This is a genomic window from Dietzia sp. NPDC055340 (genome assembly GCF_053645335.1).
Window position 1 is genome coordinate 84,066 of record NZ_JBSHML010000009.1, and the last position, 17,993, is coordinate 102,058.

At 70.2% G+C, this 17,993-nt stretch carries 19 protein-coding genes; 12 read left to right on the forward strand and 7 right to left on the reverse strand.

Annotated elements, in window-relative coordinates:
* Positions 1 to 46: 46 nt before the first annotated feature.
* Together ACWIFB_RS08615 and ACWIFB_RS08620 are read left to right on the forward strand one after the other, a co-directional pair.
* On the forward strand, positions 47 to 937 hold the full coding sequence (locus ACWIFB_RS08615; protein WP_454058001.1) for an ABC transporter ATP-binding protein: 891 nt from the start codon (positions 47 to 49) through the stop codon (positions 935 to 937).
* Entirely contained in the window at positions 934 to 2,214 is a 1,281-nt protein-coding gene (locus tag ACWIFB_RS08620) for an ABC transporter permease (protein ID WP_454058002.1), read from the forward strand. Before ACWIFB_RS08615 ends, ACWIFB_RS08620 begins: the two co-directional genes overlap by 4 nt.
* A gap of 76 nt (positions 2,215 to 2,290) precedes the next feature.
* Here the strand turns inward: ACWIFB_RS08620 and ACWIFB_RS08625 are convergent, their stop codons facing one another.
* Both ACWIFB_RS08625 and ACWIFB_RS08630 read right to left on the reverse strand, forming a co-directional pair.
* Positions 2,291 to 2,815: a flavin reductase family protein gene (locus ACWIFB_RS08625; protein WP_454058003.1), complete on the reverse strand. Its 525-nt coding sequence runs from the start codon at positions 2,813 to 2,815 to the stop codon at positions 2,291 to 2,293.
* The gene (locus ACWIFB_RS08630; RefSeq protein WP_454058004.1) at positions 2,812 to 3,588 is read right to left on the reverse strand and encodes a pyrimidine reductase family protein; all 777 of its coding nucleotides are present in this window, start codon (positions 3,586 to 3,588) and stop codon (positions 2,812 to 2,814) included. Before ACWIFB_RS08630 ends, ACWIFB_RS08625 begins: the two co-directional genes overlap by 4 nt.
* Positions 3,589 to 3,690: 102 nt before the next feature.
* Here ACWIFB_RS08630 and ACWIFB_RS08635 point away from each other — a divergent pair, with 102 nt between their 5' ends.
* The 3 genes from ACWIFB_RS08635 to ACWIFB_RS08645 all read left to right on the forward strand — a co-directional run bounded on the left by ACWIFB_RS08635 (position 3,691) and on the right by ACWIFB_RS08645 (position 7,205).
* Positions 3,691 to 4,908 (forward strand): lipase family protein, encoded by a 1,218-nt coding sequence (locus tag ACWIFB_RS08635; RefSeq protein WP_454058005.1) that lies wholly within the window; start codon positions 3,691 to 3,693, stop codon positions 4,906 to 4,908.
* A gap of 315 nt (positions 4,909 to 5,223) precedes the next feature.
* Entirely contained in the window at positions 5,224 to 6,093 is an 870-nt protein-coding gene (locus ACWIFB_RS08640) for an alpha/beta fold hydrolase (protein WP_454058006.1), read from the forward strand.
* 158 nt (positions 6,094 to 6,251) lie between these two features.
* Positions 6,252 to 7,205, forward strand: a complete 954-nt coding sequence (locus tag ACWIFB_RS08645; protein WP_454058007.1) for a hypothetical protein — start codon at positions 6,252 to 6,254, stop codon at positions 7,203 to 7,205.
* Between the two features lie 80 nt (positions 7,206 to 7,285).
* Here the strand turns inward: ACWIFB_RS08645 and ACWIFB_RS08650 are convergent, their stop codons facing one another.
* From ACWIFB_RS08650 to ACWIFB_RS08660, 3 genes are all read right to left on the reverse strand, one after another.
* Positions 7,286 to 8,011, reverse strand: coding sequence for a class I SAM-dependent methyltransferase (locus ACWIFB_RS08650; protein ID WP_295648928.1), 726 nt, complete (start codon positions 8,009 to 8,011; stop codon positions 7,286 to 7,288).
* 303 nt (positions 8,012 to 8,314) lie between these two features.
* A complete protein-coding gene (locus ACWIFB_RS08655) occupies positions 8,315 to 9,244 on the reverse strand; it encodes a 5'/3'-nucleotidase SurE (protein WP_454058008.1) in 930 nt (309 codons plus the stop codon).
* A 174-nt stretch (positions 9,245 to 9,418) separates the two neighbouring features.
* Positions 9,419 to 9,853: a nuclear transport factor 2 family protein gene (locus ACWIFB_RS08660; protein ID WP_454058009.1), complete on the reverse strand. Its 435-nt coding sequence runs from the start codon at positions 9,851 to 9,853 to the stop codon at positions 9,419 to 9,421.
* A gap of 24 nt (positions 9,854 to 9,877) precedes the next feature.
* Between ACWIFB_RS08660 and ACWIFB_RS08665 the strand changes: the two genes are divergently transcribed.
* Genes ACWIFB_RS08665 through ACWIFB_RS08675 form a run of 3 tightly spaced genes read left to right on the forward strand, consistent with a single transcriptional unit; the run spans position 9,878 to position 11,693 of the window.
* Positions 9,878 to 10,408, forward strand: a complete 531-nt coding sequence (locus tag ACWIFB_RS08665; RefSeq protein WP_452098265.1) for a nuclear transport factor 2 family protein — start codon at positions 9,878 to 9,880, stop codon at positions 10,406 to 10,408.
* Positions 10,405 to 11,301: an SDR family NAD(P)-dependent oxidoreductase gene (locus ACWIFB_RS08670; RefSeq protein ID WP_454058010.1), complete on the forward strand. Its 897-nt coding sequence runs from the start codon at positions 10,405 to 10,407 to the stop codon at positions 11,299 to 11,301. The genes ACWIFB_RS08665 and ACWIFB_RS08670 overlap by 4 nt, the downstream gene beginning before the upstream one ends.
* Positions 11,302 to 11,303: 2 nt before the next feature.
* Positions 11,304 to 11,693 carry a hypothetical protein gene (locus ACWIFB_RS08675; RefSeq protein ID WP_452098267.1) on the forward strand — a complete coding sequence of 130 codons (390 nt, stop codon included), beginning with the start codon at positions 11,304 to 11,306 and terminating at the stop codon, positions 11,691 to 11,693.
* Positions 11,694 to 11,908: 215 nt separating this feature from the next.
* On the opposite strand, the gene ACWIFB_RS08680 is transcribed toward ACWIFB_RS08675, so the two are convergent.
* Positions 11,909 to 14,929 (reverse strand): leucine--tRNA ligase, encoded by a 3,021-nt coding sequence (locus tag ACWIFB_RS08680; RefSeq protein WP_454058011.1) that lies wholly within the window; start codon positions 14,927 to 14,929, stop codon positions 11,909 to 11,911.
* Between the two features lie 183 nt (positions 14,930 to 15,112).
* Positions 15,113 to 15,589, reverse strand: a complete 477-nt coding sequence (locus tag ACWIFB_RS08685) for a DoxX family protein (protein ID WP_452098269.1) — start codon at positions 15,587 to 15,589, stop codon at positions 15,113 to 15,115.
* Between the two features lie 145 nt (positions 15,590 to 15,734).
* Here ACWIFB_RS08685 and ACWIFB_RS08690 point away from each other — a divergent pair, with 145 nt between their 5' ends.
* The 4 genes from ACWIFB_RS08690 (at position 15,735) to ACWIFB_RS08705 (ending at position 17,990) form a co-directional block, all read left to right on the forward strand.
* Complete coding sequence (locus ACWIFB_RS08690; protein WP_454058012.1) at positions 15,735 to 16,247, forward strand: MarR family winged helix-turn-helix transcriptional regulator; 513 nt, start codon at positions 15,735 to 15,737, stop codon at positions 16,245 to 16,247.
* Positions 16,244 to 16,843, forward strand: coding sequence for an SdpI family protein (locus ACWIFB_RS08695; RefSeq protein WP_454058013.1), 600 nt, complete (start codon positions 16,244 to 16,246; stop codon positions 16,841 to 16,843). Before ACWIFB_RS08690 ends, ACWIFB_RS08695 begins: the two co-directional genes overlap by 4 nt.
* Before the next feature lie 79 nt (positions 16,844 to 16,922).
* Complete coding sequence (locus tag ACWIFB_RS08700; protein ID WP_452098272.1) at positions 16,923 to 17,480, forward strand: hemerythrin domain-containing protein; 558 nt, start codon at positions 16,923 to 16,925, stop codon at positions 17,478 to 17,480.
* Between the two features lie 39 nt (positions 17,481 to 17,519).
* Positions 17,520 to 17,990: an SRPBCC family protein gene (locus ACWIFB_RS08705; protein ID WP_452098273.1), complete on the forward strand. Its 471-nt coding sequence runs from the start codon at positions 17,520 to 17,522 to the stop codon at positions 17,988 to 17,990.
* Positions 17,991 to 17,993 lie beyond the last annotated feature (3 nt).

Below are 17,993 nucleotides of genomic sequence, written 5' to 3' on the forward strand. Positions count from 1 at the left end.
ATCGACCGGCGGCCTCAGAAGGGACGGCGGGTCAGGGAAGGACACCATGCTCCGCATCGACGGACTGACCAGACGCTTCGGCGACACCGTCGCCGTGAACGACGTCGAATTCATGGTTCCACGTGGAACCATGACCGGCTTCGTGGGCGGCAACGGCGCCGGCAAGACCACCACCATGCGCATGATCATGGGCGTCCTGCAGCCCACCGCCGGTAGCGTGCTGTGGAACGGCCACGAGGCCACCGTCGCCGACCGCCGCACGTTCGGCTACATGCCCGAGGAGCGTGGGCTCTATCCCAAGCAGGCGATCCTCGACCAGCTGGTCTACCTGGGCCGGCTCCAAGGCCGTTCCGCCGCCGACGCCCGCCGCACCGCCACCGACCTGCTCGACCGGTTCGGGCTGGGCGAGCGGCTGAACGACAAGCTCGAGTCGCTCTCGCTGGGCAACCAGCAGCGCGTGCAGATCGCCGCCGCCGTGATCGGCGGGCCGGAGCTGCTCGTGCTCGACGAGCCGTTCTCCGGACTCGACCCGGTGGCCGTGGACTCGATGGTCGACCTGCTGCGCGAGCACACCACCCGCGGTGTGCCGGTGCTGTTCTCCTCCCACCAACTCGACCTCGTCGAGCGGCTCTGTGACCAGCTCGTGGTGCTCTCGCGCGGCCGCGTCGTCGCCCAGGGCACCGTTGAGGATCTCCGGCGACGCGGGCGCGTCCTGCACCGCCTGGTGGTGGGCGGCGACGCCGGCTGGGTGCGCGATCTGCCCGGCGTCCACGTGGTGGACGTCGACGGCCCCACCGCCCTGCTCGACTTCAGCGGCGGCGGCAGCCCCGCCGGCACCGACGCCGTCCTGCGCGAGGCGATGGCCCGCGGCAGCGTCCGCGAGTTCGCCGAGGTCGTCCCCACCCTGTCCGATATCTACCGCGAGGTGACGGTATGACCACCACCGACCAGTTCCCTTTCCCGTCCGATACGGCCACCGACAGCGGCGCCGGGGCTGGCCCTGGCACCGGCGCTGCGGCCCCCGAGACGCAGTCCGCGTGGCGGATCGTCGCCGGCCGCGAGATCATGGTCAAGCTGCGGGACAAGAACTTCATCATCTCCACGCTGACCACGCTCGCGATCATGGTGGTCGCGTTCGCGGTGTCGTTCTTCGTCGGTGGCCAGACCGAGTCGAAGACCCTCGCGGTGGCCTCCCCCGAGGCGGTGGCGGTCGCCGAGCAGGCGACCGCCGACGAGGGCGCTGCGATGTCCGGGCCGTTCGCCCCGGGGGACCTCGAGGTCACCATCAGCGAATACCCGGACGTCGCCGCGGCCGAACAGGCCGTGAGCGACGGTGACGCCGACGCCGCCCTGATCGGTGCGCCCGGTGAGTGGACCCTCGTCGGCACCGACTCCGTCGACAGCTCGCTGGCCGGGTTGATCGGCGCCACCGTGGCCGCCGACGCCCTGGAGACCAACGCGGCCGCTGCCGGCACCACGGTCGGCGACCTCACCGCAGGTTCCGAGGTGGGCGAACGACTCCTCGACCCCGACGGCGCCGCCGACGAGGGCGTGCAGTTCATCGCCGGATTCGTCTTCGTGTTCCTGTTCTACCTGGCCGCGATCCTGTTCGGCTACGCGATCGCCAACAGCGTGGTGGAGGAGAAGCAGTCGCGGATCGTGGAGATCCTCGCCGCCGCCATCCCGCTGCGGCAGCTGCTGGTGGGCAAGGTCGTGGGCGCCACTGTGCTCGCGATGGGCCAGATGGTGCTGTTCGTGGGCATCGGCCTGATCGGCCTGTCCTTCACCGAGTACACCGCGCTGCTGCCGGCGATGGCCGGGGCCGCCGCCTGGTACCTGGCCCTGTTCGTTATCGGGTTCGTGGCGCTGGCCTGCCTGTTCGCCGTGGCCGGGGCGCTGGCCACCCGCGCCGAGGACGTGCAGTCCACCTCCTCCCCCGTGCTGACGCTCATCATGATCGCCACCTTCGGCGGGCTGTTCGTCTCCGGCACCTGGCAGATCGTTGCCTCGTACATCCCGATCATGTCGACCGTCACCATGCCGATCCGGCTCATCGAGGGCACCGCAGCATGGTGGGAGCCGATCGTCGCGATGATCGTCTCGCTGGTGGCCGCCGCCCTGGTGATCGGCGTGGCCGAGCGGATCTACCGCCGCTCGATCATGCAGACCGGGCGCAAGCTCACGTACCGCGAGGCGCTCAAGCTGAGCGAGTGAGTGCGCCCGCCCGGGTGCACACATGTACCGGCCGTCGGTGGATCTTCCGCCGGCGGTCGGACCATGTTCGAGGCGATCAGGGATGCACCGCCCGGGACTCGCTCGACCGGCCGGCGTCGAGGTGGGCCACGTCGCTGAGGCGTAAAGGCGCGAACGGGCCCTCGGAGTGCGCCGAGAGCACCCGAGTGGTGAAGCAGGCGTGGTCGCCACCGTCGTCGAGCATCGCGATTCTCTCGACCACCATCCGGTTGGGGCAGTCCCTGAGCAGCGGCAGTCCGTGCTCGTCGGTGTCCGTACCGCGCTCGTTGACACCGCGACCCGCGAACTTGTCGGTCGTCTCCCCCGTCCGGGTGCCAAACCATTCGGCGACCGCGAGATCGGCTTCAGTGAGGAAATGGACTGCAAAGTGCGTGGCACGCAGCCCGGTCCGGTAGGTGTGATTGGCCTTGGACAGCCACAGGCAATAGTGCTCGGCTGAGATGCTCGACTGGGCATGGAAACCGACGAGACATCCCGCCGGCTCGTTCTCCGCCACGGTCGTCACCACGATCATCGCCGGATCCGCTGACGCCATCAGCCGGCCGAAGGCGTCCGTGCTCATCGGTCTGACCTCTCGCCAGCCGCCGTCTGGTCTGCCGCAGCCTCGTACCGGAGGAAGATCGTGCCGTCCTCGGCCATGACGCCCTTCAGGTCGAACCTGGCGATGCCAGTTCCGGGAGGTGTCACGGACACGGGCAACGGGTCGCCGCCCATCATCGGGGAGATGGACAGCAGCAGCTCATCGAGCCTGTCGGCCGCGACGAGTTCGCCCAGCCAGGTGGGACCGCCCTCGCAGAGCACCACGCCGTGCCCGCGGTCGGAGAGCGCGCGCATTGCCTGCTCCGGCTCCACACGCTCGTCGCCGGCCAAGATGACCTCGGCGAACTCCTCGACCTCAGCGGGGCGCCCCGGATCCGCCCCCGCACAGGTGATGACCACCGTCGGGGCGTGCTCGGGAGCATCGGCGAACACGCTGGCGGCCCCGTCCAGATTCAGGCTCCTGCTGACCACGGCGACCGGCGGAGTGGCCGGCTTTCCGAGCTCTTGCCTCCGTGCCTGCGCGTCCTCGGACAGCCGCACCGGCCCGTATCCTTCGCGCCGGACCGTCTCGGCTCCGACCAGAACGACGTCGGCGATCTGCCGCATGCTGCGGAACAACGCCTGGTCTGGGCGGGTGGACAGCGCGCCCACCCGGCCGCCGACCGCGGCCGTTCCATCCAACCCCGCGACCATGTGCCCGGCGACCCAGCATTCGTGCCGGGGCGAGGACCGATCCACCTCCAGGTACGGGGCCAGCGGGTCGGGGACATCTGCGCCGATCTCGAGAACGTGCATGGCGGCGATCCTAGGCACCGTCCACAGCGCCGGACACCGGTCGATTCCGGGCCGGACGCCAGAAGGCTGTGAGCGGAATTAACGACGGACTACACTCCGCTTATGAACTTCCTCACATTCTGCCGCGCCCGGCGGCTGCTCGGTTCTTCTGCGGCTGCCGTCGTCGTCGTCGCCTCTCTCACCGCCCCGTCGGCGGCCGCGCCGACGGCCTCGCCCAACCCCGCGCCCACCTGGTCCGGCATGGACACCCGCCAGTGGACCGCGCCGATCCCCGCGCCCGGCGGCGTGGCCGCCACCATGCCGCTCGACCCCGCGCTCTCGCTGCCACAGGCCGGACGCGCGGTGCGACAGGTCTACGGCACCATCGACCAGCACGGACAGCCCGCCGTCTCCACCTCCGCGGTGTTCCTCCCGCACGGCGAGGCACCGGACGGCGGCTGGCCCGTCGTGGCGTGGGCCCACGGCACCACCGGCCTCGGCGACGACTGCGCGCCCTCGACCCAGCCGCGCTCCGACCGCGACGCCGAATACCTCGGCCACTGGCTCGACCAGGGTTACGCCGTGGTGGCTTCCGACTACGTGGGCCTGGGCACGCCGGGCCTGCTCAGTTACCTCAACGGGCCGGCCACCGGGCAGGCGATCGTCGACTCCGTGATCGCCGCGCGAAGCTCCGACCTCCCGCTCTCGCCGACGTGGGCACTGGTCGGGCAGTCGCAGGGCGCCGGCGCCGCGCTCAACACCGCGGTGCGCGCGACAGAGCTCGGCGCACCCGCCGGCCTGGACTACCGCGGCGTCGTGGCCACCGGCGCGCCGGCCAACATCGAGCACATCTTCCAGTGGGGTGGGCCCGGGTTCCCGCCGGTCAACCTACCGACCGGGCTCAACCTGTACGCCTTCTACATCCTCGCCGGGTTCCGCGACCAACACCCCGAGCTGGACATCAACTCGCTACTCACCCCGGCGGGCCGAGACATGGTCGACTCCGCCGAAACCCTCTGCTACGCCGCGATGCGCGACAAGGTCGGCGCCTTCCAGATCTCGCAGGCGCTCCAGCGCCCGCTCAAGGACATCCCCGACGTGTTCGGCAAGCTGCAGCGCTACATGGGCACCCCGGCCGTCGGCTATGACCGGCCCGTGTTCCTCGGCCAGGGTCTGCTCGATCTCGACGTCCCGGCGCCCTCGGCCCTGTCGCTCGCAGCCGAGATGACGCTGAACCACCAGCCGCTCGAACTGCGCGTCTACCCCGACCAGGACCACAGCGGCACCGTCTACGCCGCGACGCCCGACGCCACCGCGTTCCTCGCGCGCGCCATGGGCTGACCTTCCCCGTCATCCGGGAGATGAACAGCAGCGGCGCGGTCCGAAACAGACGTCCAATTGGGCCCGGACGCACCGCTGCGGGTAGACGCACGGCTGACATGTCACGGGTGTGAGGCGAATCATAATTGTTACGTACTTGTCACCTGAGGATTTTCTAGTAATGTCCACGACATCGCCGCGCGGGGATGTTTCAGGGACTCCCCGCGCGGCTGACTTCATTTCGGAACCTTTTCTCAGGTCCGGTCCGGCCCCGGGTCGCCGTCCGGCTCAGGACATCCGGCAGTCGCCTAGAACGTGTTCTAGTACCCTGGGCGTATGAGCGCCCTCGACTTCGAGTCCACCAGCAAGACCATCACCGCCGGCCGCTTCGAGCTGCACTACCACGAGGCGGGCGAGAACAGCGTCGCCGAGCCCGAGAGCTCGGTGCCCGTCCTGTTCCTCCACGGGTCCGGCCCCGGCGTCACTGCCTGGTCGAACTTCGCCGGCAACTTCCCGGTCTTCGCCGAGCGTTTCCACACCATCCTGCTGGACATGCCAGGCTTCGGGAAGAGCGGCGACCTGGAGTGGGAGAAGGCGTACCCGAAGATCGCGGCAGAGGCCGTCGACGCGTTCTGCGAGGCCAAGGGCATCGAGAAGGTCGACATCGTGGGCAACTCGATGGGCGGCAACGTCGCCTGCGAGGCCGCGCTCGCCTACCCGGACCGCGTCCGCAAGATGGCGCTCATGGGGCCCGGCGGACTCGCCGCGCCGCTGTTCACCCCGGAGCCCAGCGAGGGCTCGCGTCGTCTATTCGAGTTCCTCGCCGAGCCGACCGACGAGAAGATGGCCGCTTGGGTCGACACGATGGTCGGCAACAAGAAGGTCGTCTCCGACGAACTCATCCGCGCCCGTACCGAGGCCGCCACCGCACCCGGCGCCGTGGAGCGCATGTACTCGATCTTCGGCTCGATCCTCAAGCCCGAGAACGCCTACACCCCGCTGTACGCGCGCGCCTCGCAGATCCGCCAGGAGACCCTGCTCATCTGGGGCCGCGATGACCGCATGCTCCCCTACGAGCAGGCCCATTTCGCATTCCGCCAGCTGCCCAAGGCCGAGCTGCACTCCTTCTCCCGCTGTGGCCACTGGGCCATGATCGAGCAGAAGGACAAGTTCGAGCGTCTGGTGATCGACTTCTTCACGCACTGAGCCAGCGTTACGCGGGCGTACCGCCACGCCCTCTCCCGGGATCCACTACTCCCTGTCCTTATCCGCTACGCGCACGCGGCCAGCTGATCGAGACAGGGAGTAGCGGATTGATCGTCGGGCGCCGGGGCCGCCGGACGGCGAGCGGTTAGCCTGGGGCGATGAGCGACTCGCAGCAGCCCGGCCAGCCCGAGCAGCCTCGGCACCCCGATCAGCCCGGAACCGCCCAGCCGGGGTCCGATCAACCCGCCGCGGACCAGCCCGCCGACGCGGGGTCGTCGATCGATCCGCAGACCGGCGAGGACCTCTCCTGGAAGCAGACCCCGTTGGCGCTGGTCCTGCTCGACCGCCCGGCGCCCGACCACCGCGAGGTGGGTGAGTTGCTCGCGGAGATCTTCGAGGGCGCCTACGAGGTCGAGACCGGCACCGACGACGACCCGGCCACCGCGGTCCACGTTGAGGACGCCACCGTGATCGTCTCCACGGTCAATTCGCCCGTCCCCGACGGCGAGGCCTCCCGCTACACCGCCGACCTGGCGATGTGGAACGGGCAGGAGGCCGTGGTGGACACGCACCGTTCGCAGCTCGTGGTGGCGGCGTTCCGGTGGGGACCACCGGGCGACGACGGCGAGCCCACCGCTCCCGAGTACATGGACCCACGCTTGGAGACACTGCGCTGTGAGTTGGCGGTCGCGAACGTCGCCGCAGCACTGACCGCGCTGCCGGGCTCGGTGGCCGTGACCGTGGGCGGCGCGGCGACGACCCTGCCCGCCGGCCCCTACCGCGAGCTCGTGACCGCGAACCCCGTCCCCGCCCCGGCGCTCGTCGGGATCCGCGCAGGAATGCAGTCCGAGTCCACGTCGTGCGCGTACACGACGGGCCTGGGCAGGTTCGGGCGGATGGATCTCGAGCGGCTGGACGTGGCCGCTCCCCCGGCGGCGGTCTACGGCCAGATGTGCGACATCGTGGCGTTCGCGCTAGCCAGCGGCACGATCTTCCTACCCGGTCAGGCCCTCGAGGTGGGCGGACCCGAGCCGCTGGTCGCCACGGCTGCGGTCTCGCCGTTCACAGGCCAGGAGGCCCTGCGGTTGGGTCCCGGCGCGCCGACCGAGTAGGCGGGACGACCAGGCCTGTCGAGCAGGCCTATCGAGCAGGCCGGCCCGCGCGAGCCCGTGGGTTGGAGCCGCCTAGGCCCCTACGGGCGGCAATTCCCGGTGCGCTCCACCACCAACTGGGTGGTGGCGGCCAGCTGAAAGGGCCGCACGACCGGTTCGATCCGGCTCGTCAGTCGCTCCTTCTTGAGCTTGGCGATCACGCTGCGCACCAGCTCCGGCAGCGGGTTGCCGGCGTGGTCGACCAACGGGTAGATCCGGACCTCCGGGGCCACACGCGCCATCTCGACGATCGCCGCCACGTGGTCGGCCGTGTCGAGTCTGTCCGCGTAGGTGAACAGCAGATGCGAGCAGAGCACCAGGTCGGCGGAGTCATCGGCCAGCGGCAGCCCTGGGAGCGCGCCGGCGATGTAGCGCTCGGGGGCGACGGCCATGTGGTCGAGCATCTGCTCGGCGGCCCTGCGCCGGATCTCCTCGTGGCCCGCCAACCCGCCGCGGACGTCCCAGTCGTACTGGACCTCCCGGCGCTGCAGGTGCGACACCGCACGGTCCACGTCCTCATGGATCCGGGCGCGCAGTTCGTCCGCCCCGCGCGCGTACTGCGGGTCCACCGCGACCGCGTCGCCGCCGGCCGCGCAGATCTCCGCCACCGCGCTGGCGGCGCCGCCGGGGCAGTCCACGATCCGTCGCCGCAGATCGGCCTCGTCCAAGCCGAACATGTCCACGTACTCGCCCAGCGAACGGGCGCTGACGAGGACGTCCGCGTCGCGAAGCGTCGGCGGGTGGATGGTACGGGGACTTGCGGTCACCTGAGATCTCTCCTGGAGTTGGGCGGCCCGACTGTTGTCGTGGCCACAGGTCGCGACGAGATGGACCCGGGTTCCGGCGCGGGCCGGCCCTCCTGGAGTGAATGCGCGGCCCACCCGTCCCCCGGCGGGCCCGTCGCAGTGCTCGTTGCTACGCCGAGGCGCAGCGGGCGGCGCGGGTCCACACGGGCTCGCGTCGCCAACACATCAGTACGTTTTTCGGCACGGAACAACCGTAGCAGTGAGCTACGACACCGGCCACCGTCAAGTTAACGGCATCCCCTGACGCACCGAGCGACCGACCTCCTACCCCACTGCCGTGGCGAGCCCCTCGAGCTCCGCGTGACGTCCGGCGTCAACAGTGCGCGCCACCTCGAGCATGTCGATCACCACGAACCCGTCCGCCAGAAGTGCAGCGTCCGAGTCAGCCGCGGGCTCGACCTCAGACCGGGCGGGAACGATCACCCACTGCCCGGGCCCGGTCTCACGGAATCCGAACGCGGCCGCCGATGCCTCGGCCGCGGGGGCCACCCGGACCTCTGGGGCCGTCGTGTCGCCCTTCAGCAACGGGTAGTTGATGTTGAGGACTTCGCCACTGCGGATGTCCACCTCACCGGTGGCCAGCAGATCCACCAGGAATTCGGCGGTCTGCTCATATGCGGCGCTCTTCTCGTCCCCGTGCGCGGTGGCGGTGCTGATCGCGATGGCGGGGATGTCATACATCCCGCTGGCGACCACCGCGGCACCGATGGTCCCAGAGAAATTCTGATCGAACCCGGTGTTCGACCCCACGTTGGTGCCGGAGATCACGAGGTCCGGGGCCTGCTCCGCGAGCACCTCGTCGAGCCCGTAGACCACGCTTGTCGCGGGAGTGCCGGACACCGTGTAGACGCCGACTTCGGGCTCGGCAACGTCCAGGTCCCCACTGAAGTCGACTGCGGAGGAGACCCCGCTGTAGTTGCTGTCCGGAGCCACCACCGTGACCGTGTGACCGGCCTCGACGAGCGCCCGGCGGGTGGCCACGATTCCGTCCGCGCCCCACCCGTCATCGTTAGTCAGCAGGATCCGAAGCGGTCGCGCCTCGATTATGCGCGACGCCTCGGTCGACTCCTGCGTCACGCCCTTGTCGGCCGCGACCGAGTCAGCCGCCCCGGCCGTGTCGCCTCCGACCGCGCAGCCGGACAGCAGGACCGCCCCGACGCACGCCGCCATCAGACCCTTGCCCACACTTCTCATCCCACTACCTCTCGCCGGTCGGCGACGTCTTTAAGTCACCGGTTTAGACATGTGTCAACAGTGAATCACCGGCGAGGAGCCGCGGAGCGCGGATCCGCGGAACCGGCCCACAACGGGCAGACGCGGACGGACTCGGGCAGGCAGAGTGAGGAGAACACACACACTTCGGGCCGCTCAGGGCAGGTTGTGGTGGTACGCCTGCTCCTGCGTCAGTGAGGCGATGCGCCAGCCCTCGGCCGTGCGGACGAAGCCCAGCACGTACCAGAGGCCGTAGAAGAACACCTTCTGGTCCTTCTCCGTGGTGGGCTTCAGCGCCATGGGGTTGAAACACATGCACCGGCCGGAGGCGGAGTCCCCGTCCAGCTCCACGGCCAGGTTGCCCATGAGGTGCTGCGTCGCGGCGAAGATCGGCAACATCTCGGCCAGCCAGGCGCGGATCGCCGGGTAGACGTCGTCGGGCCCGCCGGACGCCACGAAGCTCACCCGCGCGTCCGGCGTGAACACGCGGTCCAGCCCGTCGAAGTCCCGCGAGTCGATGCAGGTCGCGTAGCGGGTCATGAGGTCCTGCAGGTCCCAGCGGTCGGAAAGCTCGACCAGTGTTCGGCTCATACGCCCTACGCTAACGTGGCCTGCATGGACTACGAGGTGGAAGCCCGCGCCCACGCGGCGATCGAGCAGCTCAAGTACCGCTACTGGCGGGCCTGTGACGGCAAGGATCCCGAGGGCTTCCGCGAGTGCTTCGTGGCCTCCGGCGGCGTGCTGGACTTCGGCCCCCTCGGACGGACCGACCCGGACACCATGGTCGGGATCTTCAAGAAGATCGCCCTGTCCACCGCGGCGGACGGCGGCCCCCGGATCCTCGACATGCACCACGGCTTCATGCCCTCGATCGATGTAGAGGCACCCGCGGACGGCGGAGAGCCGACCCGCGCCACCGGGACCTGGACCCTGCAGTTCCGACAGGTCGACCGCGACAAGGGCACCGAGACCCAGTCCACCGGCGAGTACTCGGACGTCTACGTGGTCGAGGGCGGCCGCTGGGTCATGGCCGAGTGTCTGTTCACGCCGGGCTGGTCCGTCACACGCGAACTCACCGGGGCCACCGTGACCTACCCCGAGGTCGACACGGTCCCGGGAGCCGCCACCGCCGGAGCCGACTCGTGACCGCCCGGGTCGCGCTGGTCACCGGCGGCAGCCGCGGCGTCGGCAAGGGCGTGGCCACCGCGCTCGCCGCCGCCGGCTGGACCGTCTACGTCACCGGGCGCTCCGCCGAGCGCCTGCAGCCGACCGTCGACACCGCCTCAGGCGCCCCCGGCGAGATCCGGGCCCTGGAATGCGACCACGGGCGGGACGAGGAGATCGTCGTCGTCGTCGAGAAGATCGTCGCCGACACCGGCCGCCTGGACCTCCTGGTCAACAACGTCTGGACCAACCCCAAGGGCTTCATGGGGTTCGACGGGAAGTTCTGGGAGCGGCCCACCGGCGACTGGGACGCGCTCATGGGCATCGGCCTGCGCGCCCACTACGTCGCCTCCTGCGAGGCCGCCAAGGTGATGGTGCCGCAGGGCTCGGGCCTGATCGTCAACATCTCCTCGTTCGGCTCGCGCGCGCCGTTCCACACCGTCCTCTACGGCATGAGCAAGACCGCCCTGGACAAGATGGCCTCCGACATGGCGCACGATCTGGCCGGTACGGGAGTCTCCACGCTCTCGCTGTGGCTCGGCCTCATCCGCACAGAGCTCATCCTGTCGCTGGGGATGGACGACTTCAACGGCTTCCCGCTCGACCGCGCGGAGGACCCAACATTCGTCGGTCGCGTCATCGCCGCCCTCGCCGAGGACCCCGAGCTCGCGTCGATGAGCGGGGCCACGGTCGTCACCGCCGAGTACGGGCGCAAGCACGGGATCAGGAACGACGACGACGCCGTGCCCCTCTCCCACCGGGGAGCCTTCGGCGGCGGCCCGCTGTTCCCGCCGGTCACCGACGAGCAGTTGGGTCTCGAGACCGTCGACGAGGTCGCCGCGGCGGGCGGCCACAACGGGTTCGCCGGAGAGTAGCCATGGGCGCCAAGGAATTCGACGAGGTGGAGGATCCGCTCGAACGGCTGGAGCGGAACGAGCGGCAGGGCACCCTGGCCTTCCGCTTCTTTTTGGTGTCGACGGTCGTGGTGGTGGCGGTGGCGGCGCTGGTCATCACGCTCGTCGGCGGGATCCAGGACGAGTGCGGCGGCGCCGACGGGCTGTGTCTGACGGCGGGCCGCATCGAGGTGGTGGTGATCCCCACGCTGCTGTCGCTGCTGCTGTCGGTGTTCTCGGCGTGGAAGACCTACCAGACGTGGTCGCGGCACATCCGCTGGCGGCCGTGGCTGTTCGCGACCTACGCCATGTGGATGCTCACGACCGCGTGCCTGCTGCTCACCTCGTCGGTGGCGTTCGTCGAGATCGGCTGACGGGCGCCTCGCCAGCGTATCCGGCCCCAGTTGCGCTGCCGCTGTGCTCTGCGCTGGCGAAATGGTCCGATCTCCCAGCGCAACCTGCCTTCTGGCGTGCACTCGGCCAGCGCAAGACAGAGAGGCAGCGTATCCGCCGTTGGATGCGCTGCCTCTCTGCCCGGCGGGCGCCAGCCAGCGCCGGCCCGCGTGAGCGTAGGCCCGCGTTGTCGAGATCAGGGGACGATGTTGACCATCTTCCCGGGCACCACGATGACCTTCTTCGGCGCCGCGCCACCGAGGTTCTCCTGCACCTTCGCGTCGGCCAGCGCGGCGGACTCGACGTCGGCCGGCGAGGCGTCCGCGGGGACGGTGATGCGCGAGCGCACCTTGCCCTTGATCTGCACCGGGTACTCCACCGAGTCCTCGACCAGGTAGAACTCGTCGTGCTCGGGGAAGGGGCCGTGCGCCAGGGAACCGGTGTGGCCGAGCCGCGACCAGAGTTCCTCGGCCAGGTGCGGGGCGACGGGCGCGGCCATCAGCACGAGCGGCTCCACCACGGAGCGCGGAGCGCCCGGGCCGGCGGTCGGGTAGGCCTTGGTGAGGGTATTGACGTACTCGATGAGCTTGGCGATCGCGGTGTTGTCGCGGAGCCCGGCGTAGTCGTCGCGGACCCCGGCGATGGTCTTGTGCAGGGCTTTGAGCACGTCCTCGGTCGGCTCGGCGCCGGTGACGCGGGCCTGCCCGGTGCTCTCCTCGATCGCCACCCGCCACAGCCGCTGCAGGAATCGGTGTGCGCCCACCACGTCCTTGGTGGCCCAGGGGCGGGAGGTGTCGAGCGGGCCCATGGACATCTCGTAGACGCGCAGGGTGTCGGCGCCGTAGGTGTCGCAGATCTCGTCCGGGGAGACGGCGTTCTTGAGGGACTTGCCCATCTTGCCGTACTCCTGGAACACCTCGGGGGCGTCGGGCGAGGCGTCGAGATAGAACTTCCCGTCCCGCTCCACCACATCGGCGGCCGGAACGTAGACGCCGCGGGCGTCGGTGTAGGCGAAGGCCTGGATGTAGCCCTGGTTGAACAGGCGGCGATAGGGCTCCTCGCTGGTCACGTGGCCCAGATCGAAGAGCACCTTGTGCCAGAAGCGCGAGTAGAGCAGGTGCAGCACGGCGTGCTCGACTCCACCGACGTAGAGGTCCACGCCACCGGGGTCCTCGGAGCCGTGGATCTCGGGACGCGGCCCGGTCCAGTAGCGCTCGTTCTCCAGCGAGCACAGCTCCTCGGAGTTGGTGGGGTCGATGTAGCGCAGCTGGTACCAGCTGGAGCCGGCCCAGTTGGGCATGACGTTGGCGTCGCGGGTGTAGGTCTGCAGCCCATCCCCCAGGTCCAGCTCGACGGTCATCCAGTCGGTGGCCTTGGCCAACGGCGGGGACGGCACCGAGTCGGCGTCATCCGGGTCGAAGGAGACGGGCTGGTAGTCCTCGACCTCGGGCAGCTCGACGGGCAGCAGCTCGTCGGGCAGGGCGTGGGGGACGCCGTCGGAGTCGTAGACCACCGGGAACGGCTCGCCCCAGTAGCGCTGACGCGCGAACAGCCAGTCGCGGAGCTTGTACTGGACGGTGCCCTCGCCGGTCCCCTCGCCCTCGAGCCAGGCGATGGTGGCGGCCTTGGCCTCGTCGACGCCCAGTCCGTCGAGCGCCAGACCCTCGTCGTTGGTGGAGTTCACGGCCACGCCGTCACCGGAGTACGCCTCGGCCTGCACGTCGATCCGGGAGCCGTCGGCCGGCGCGACGACCTGAACGATCGGCAGTCCGAACGCGGCGGCGAACTCGTGGTCGCGCGCGTCGTGCCCGGGCACGGCCATGATCGCGCCGGTGCCGTAGCCCATGAGGACGTAGTCGGCCACGAACACCGGGACCTGCTCGCCGTTGACCGGGTTGACGGCGTAGGCGCCGGTGAACACGCCGGTCTTGTCCTTGTTCTCCTGACGCTCCAGGTCGGACTTGCGAGCGGCCTGGCGGCGGTACTCCCGCACGGCCTCAACCGGCGAGGAGTGCCCGCCGGTCCAGCGCGGATCGAGCTCGGCGGCTGCACCCGCTCCTGTGGCACTGTCCGCTCCCGCGGCACCGTGGGCGCCGGACGGCGCCTCGGGCCAGAACGGCCCGGCCAGCTCGTCGACCAGGGGGTGCTCGGGCGAGAGCACCATGTAGGTCGCGCCGAACAGCGTGTCGGGGCGGGTGGTGAACACCTCGATGGACTGCTCGGCCACGGCGAAGCGGACGCGGGCGCCCTGCGAGCGGCCGATCCAGTTGCGCTGCATGGACTTGACCTTGTCGGTCCAGTCGAGCCGGTCCAGGTCATCGACCAGCCGGTCGGCGTAGGCGGTGATCCGCATCATCCACTGCGAGAGGTTCTTGCGGAAGACGGGAAAGTTGCCGCGCTCGGATCGGCCCTCGGCGGTGACCTCCTCGTTGGCCAGCACGGTGCCCAGCCCCGGGCACCAGTTGACCATCGAATCGGACAGGTAGACGAGCCGGTGGGCGTCGAGGACCTTCTCCTGCTCGGCCGCGCTCAGGTCACCCCATGCGCGGTCGGCGAACTCGGCGGGCAGCGGGCGGGAGCCGGAGACGAACTGCTCGCGCAGCTCGGCGATGGGGCGGGCGCGGCCGGTGCGCTCGGGATGCTCGCCGCCGTCGGTGGTGCGGGCCGGCGCCTCGGGGTCGTACCAGGAGCCGTGGATCTGCAGGAAGATCCACTGGGTCCAGCGGTAGAAGTCGGTGTCGGTGGTGGCGAACACCCGGCGGCGGTCATGACCCAGTCCGAGGCGGCCGAGCTGGCGCTCCATGTTGGCGATGTTGGCCTCGGTGGTCACGCGCGGGTGCTGGCCGGTTTGCACGGCGTACTGCTCGGCGGGCAGGCCGAAGGCGTCATAGCCGAGCGTGTGCAGCACGTTGGTACCGAGCATGCGGTTGTAGCGCGCGAACACGTCGGTCGCGATGTACCCCAGCGGGTGGCCGACGTGCAGGCCCGCGCCCGAGGGGTACGGGAACATGTCCTGGACGAACAGCTTGTCCTCCGGCAGTGCGGAGCCGTCGGTCGCGGCGAGCGGACCGACGGGATTGGGCGCCTCGAAGGTGCCACGCTGCGCCCATTCGGCCTGCCAGCGCGACTCGATCTCGCCGGCGAGTGCCGCTCCGTAGCGGTGGGTCGGTCCGGTCTCGGACTGATCGCCGGTGACGGTCTGGTCGCTGCTGCTCACGTTGTCTGCTCTCCCTGGTCTCGCCGGTGCCCACACGCAGGCCGTGTCCAGCCTAAACCCTGGGCCGGGCCGGGCCACGTCAGCGTGGGGAGACGGGACTGCGGGGGCGTGAGGACCGGCGGGGCATGAGGCACCGGGCAGCCAGCAACCGCCGCGGCAGCCGGCGCCCGTACCCCTGCCGGGTCAGGCCCTGGCGGCGCGGCGGCCGGCGATCAGCGCGTCGAGGCTGAAGCGGCCGGGGCCGACCAGGCCGAACACTGCCGTGGCGAGGCCGATCACGGCGACCAGCTCCCAGCCACCGTCAGCGGCGTAGATGCCGGCGGCCTGGTGGACGTAGAAGTAGGCGCCGACCATGACGACGACGACCAGGACCGCCACGAGCTGGGTCAGCAGCCCCAGGACGAGCAGGATGCCGCCGACCAGCTCGACCGTGCCGGCGAACGCGGCCGCGGCCTGGGCGGCGGGGACGCCCATCGACTCGAAGAAGGCGCCGGTGCCCTCGACGCCGTTGCTGAACAGCTTCTGACCGCCGTGCACGATCAGCACCGCGCCGAGCAGGACGCGGGCCAGCAGCAGGCCGATGCCGCGGACGGCCGCGGAGACGGGCACGAGGTTGCTCGAGGTCTCGAGGGCGGCGGGGCGAGTAGCAGTGGTGGTCACTGTGGTTCCTTCCGTTGGGTTCTCCGGTCTGTGCCGGAGCAACCTCGTCGTGGCGGTCCGCGCGGGTCGGCGAGCCATACATGATACGTCACACAGTTCTACTGATCGACTACGTGGCATGTCAACTAAGGGCTATTATGGACCCATGACTGAACAGGTGAATTGGCTCAACGACGAGGAGACGGCCCTCTGGCGCACCTACCTCGCCCTTGAAGGTCGCCTCCACCTGGAGATCCAGCGCGACCTCAAGATGTCCTCCGACCTGACCGAGCCCGAGTTCGAAGTCTTGGTCCATCTCAGCGAGGCCGACGGGCCGCTGCGCATGACCGCCCTCGCCGACGCCCTGCAGTGGGAGCGCAGCCGCGTCTCCCATCAGGTGACCCGGATGGCCAAACGCGGGCTCGTGCAGCGCACGAGCTGCCCCGAGGACGGGCGCGGCGCGTTCGTCTCCACCACCGACGAGGGCTTGCGCGAGATCGAGAAGGCCGCGCCGGACCACGTGCGAACCGTGCGGCGGGTCTTCCTGGATCGATTGGACGACGACGACAAGCGCGAACTCGGTCGAATCCTCGCACTGGTCGAGGGCAGCGGCGGGGGCACGCAGCAGGCTGACGCGACTCGGACTTCCGCGGCCACGGGCGTAACCTCTAAGGCGTGAACGCAGTGCTCGTGGTGGTCGTGGTGCTCCTCGCCGGGCTCGCCCTCCTGGTCGGGGGCACCGGCCTTCTCGCGCTGACCGGCAAGCTGCCCGGCAACGGCGTGCTGGGGGTCCGCACCCCGGAGACCCGGCGCTCGCTGGAGGCGTGGACGCTGGCCAACCGGGCCGCCGCACCCGCGTTCCTCGGCTCGGGCCTGACGCTCCTGCTCGGAACGCTCGCCCTGGGACTGATCGGCGGCTGGATCGGCGTTCTCGTCGTCGTCGTCGCACTCGTGGTCGCCCTCGCCCTGCTCAACGTGGCCGGCATGGCCGGGGCACGCGCGGCGGCCATCTGGGAGGCCGACAACGGCGACGCGGGCGGCTGCGGTTGCGGCCCCGACGGCTGCGGCGGCCACTCCGACGCCTCGGAAGCCGGGGGCTGCTCCTCCGCCGGCGAGTCGGACGGCCCCGACGACTCCGGCTCGGGCGGCTGCTCCTCCGCCGCGACCGAAGGCCCGGACGGCGGCGCCGATCCCGCGGAGGACTGCGGCCTGACCGGCGGCTGCGGATCGTGCGCCCTGCAGGGCATGTGCGAAACGGAGACCGCCGGCCGCTGAGGGGCCCTCCGGTGGCCGCCACCAGCGCGCGCCCCTACGGTGTGAATCCTCATCGCACCAGACCGTGAAGGAGTTCGCCATGGCCCAGAAGGACGTCGTTGACATCCTCACCGCCGACCACCGCGAGATGATCGGACTCCTCGAACTGATCGAGGAGACCACCGACCCCGCCGAACGGCGCGCACTCGCCGATGCCGCGACCGCCGAGATCGTGCGGCACTCCGTGGCCGAGGAGCTGTTCGTCTACCCCGTGTACACGCGGGAGGTCACCGACGGCGCGGATGAGGTCGAGCACGACAAGGAAGAGCACCAGGAGCTCGAGGAGACGCTCGTCAAGCTCGAGGGCGTCGACTCGGAGGACGCTGACTTCCTGCGCCTGGTCCGCGAGCTCAAGGGCCAGCTCGACCACCACGTCGACGACGAGGAGTCCGACCAGTTCCCCAAGCTGCGGCGGGCCGTGTCCGCCGAGGAGCTGGTGGATCTGGGCCGCAAGGTGGAGGCCGCCAAGAAGGTCGCGCCGACCCGGCCGCACCCCGACTCACCCCACTCCGAGCTGTTCCACATGACGGTGGGCCTGGGCGTCGGGATGGTCGACCGGCTGCGGGACGCGCTGAGCGGTCGCATCGAGAACACCTGAGTGCGCGGTCGTGGGGCGTCCGCGCTGTAAAATCCCCGCATGAGCGCTGAGTTCTCGATCACCCGCACCGCCATCCTCGATGCCCCCGCGCCGGCCGTGTTCGCCCAGCTCGAGGACTTCCGCAAGTGGCGGAACTGGTCCTTCTGGGAGAAGACCGACCCGTCGATGGAGCGGACGTTCACCGGCGCCGAGCGGGGCGTCGGGGCGCGCTACGAGTGGTCGGGCAACGCCAAGGCCGGCGCGGGGTCCATGGAGATCACCGGGGCATCGGCGGGGCGGCAGGTCCTGATCGAGCTCCGGTTCCTCAAGCCGTTCAAGGCCACCAACCCCACGGTGATCACGCTCGAGCCGCTCGGGCCCGAGCGCACCGAGGTCACGTGGCAGATGACCGGGACCCGCGGCCCGGTGATGCGGGCGCTGACGCGCCTGGTGAAGATGGACGACGTGTTGGCGCGGCAGATCGACGAGGGGCTCGAGGCGCTGGGGCGCGCGGCCGCCGCGGAGGGCTAGACC

Excerpts from the sequence above, each read along its gene's own strand:
- ACWIFB_RS08615 (WP_454058001.1), top strand. The coding sequence starts at position 47 with ATGCTCCGCATCGACGGACTGACCAGACGCTTCGGCGACACCGTCGCC.
- ACWIFB_RS08620 (WP_454058002.1), top strand. The coding sequence starts at position 934 with ATGACCACCACCGACCAGTTCCCTTTCCCGTCCGATACGGCCACCGAC.
- ACWIFB_RS08625 (WP_454058003.1), bottom strand. The coding sequence starts at position 2,815 with ATGAGCACGGACGCCTTCGGCCGGCTGATGGCGTCAGCGGATCCGGCG.
- ACWIFB_RS08630 (WP_454058004.1), bottom strand. The coding sequence starts at position 3,588 with ATGCACGTTCTCGAGATCGGCGCAGATGTCCCCGACCCGCTGGCCCCG.
- ACWIFB_RS08635 (WP_454058005.1), top strand. The coding sequence starts at position 3,691 with ATGAACTTCCTCACATTCTGCCGCGCCCGGCGGCTGCTCGGTTCTTCT.
- ACWIFB_RS08640 (WP_454058006.1), top strand. The coding sequence starts at position 5,224 with ATGAGCGCCCTCGACTTCGAGTCCACCAGCAAGACCATCACCGCCGGC.
- ACWIFB_RS08645 (WP_454058007.1), top strand. The coding sequence starts at position 6,252 with ATGAGCGACTCGCAGCAGCCCGGCCAGCCCGAGCAGCCTCGGCACCCC.
- ACWIFB_RS08655 (WP_454058008.1), bottom strand. The coding sequence starts at position 9,244 with ATGAGAAGTGTGGGCAAGGGTCTGATGGCGGCGTGCGTCGGGGCGGTC.
- ACWIFB_RS08660 (WP_454058009.1), bottom strand. The coding sequence starts at position 9,853 with ATGAGCCGAACACTGGTCGAGCTTTCCGACCGCTGGGACCTGCAGGAC.
- ACWIFB_RS08665 (WP_452098265.1), top strand. The coding sequence starts at position 9,878 with ATGGACTACGAGGTGGAAGCCCGCGCCCACGCGGCGATCGAGCAGCTC.
- ACWIFB_RS08675 (WP_452098267.1), top strand. The coding sequence starts at position 11,304 with ATGGGCGCCAAGGAATTCGACGAGGTGGAGGATCCGCTCGAACGGCTG.
- ACWIFB_RS08690 (WP_454058012.1), top strand. The coding sequence starts at position 15,735 with ATGACTGAACAGGTGAATTGGCTCAACGACGAGGAGACGGCCCTCTGG.
- ACWIFB_RS08700 (WP_452098272.1), top strand. The coding sequence starts at position 16,923 with ATGGCCCAGAAGGACGTCGTTGACATCCTCACCGCCGACCACCGCGAG.
- ACWIFB_RS08705 (WP_452098273.1), top strand. The coding sequence starts at position 17,520 with ATGAGCGCTGAGTTCTCGATCACCCGCACCGCCATCCTCGATGCCCCC.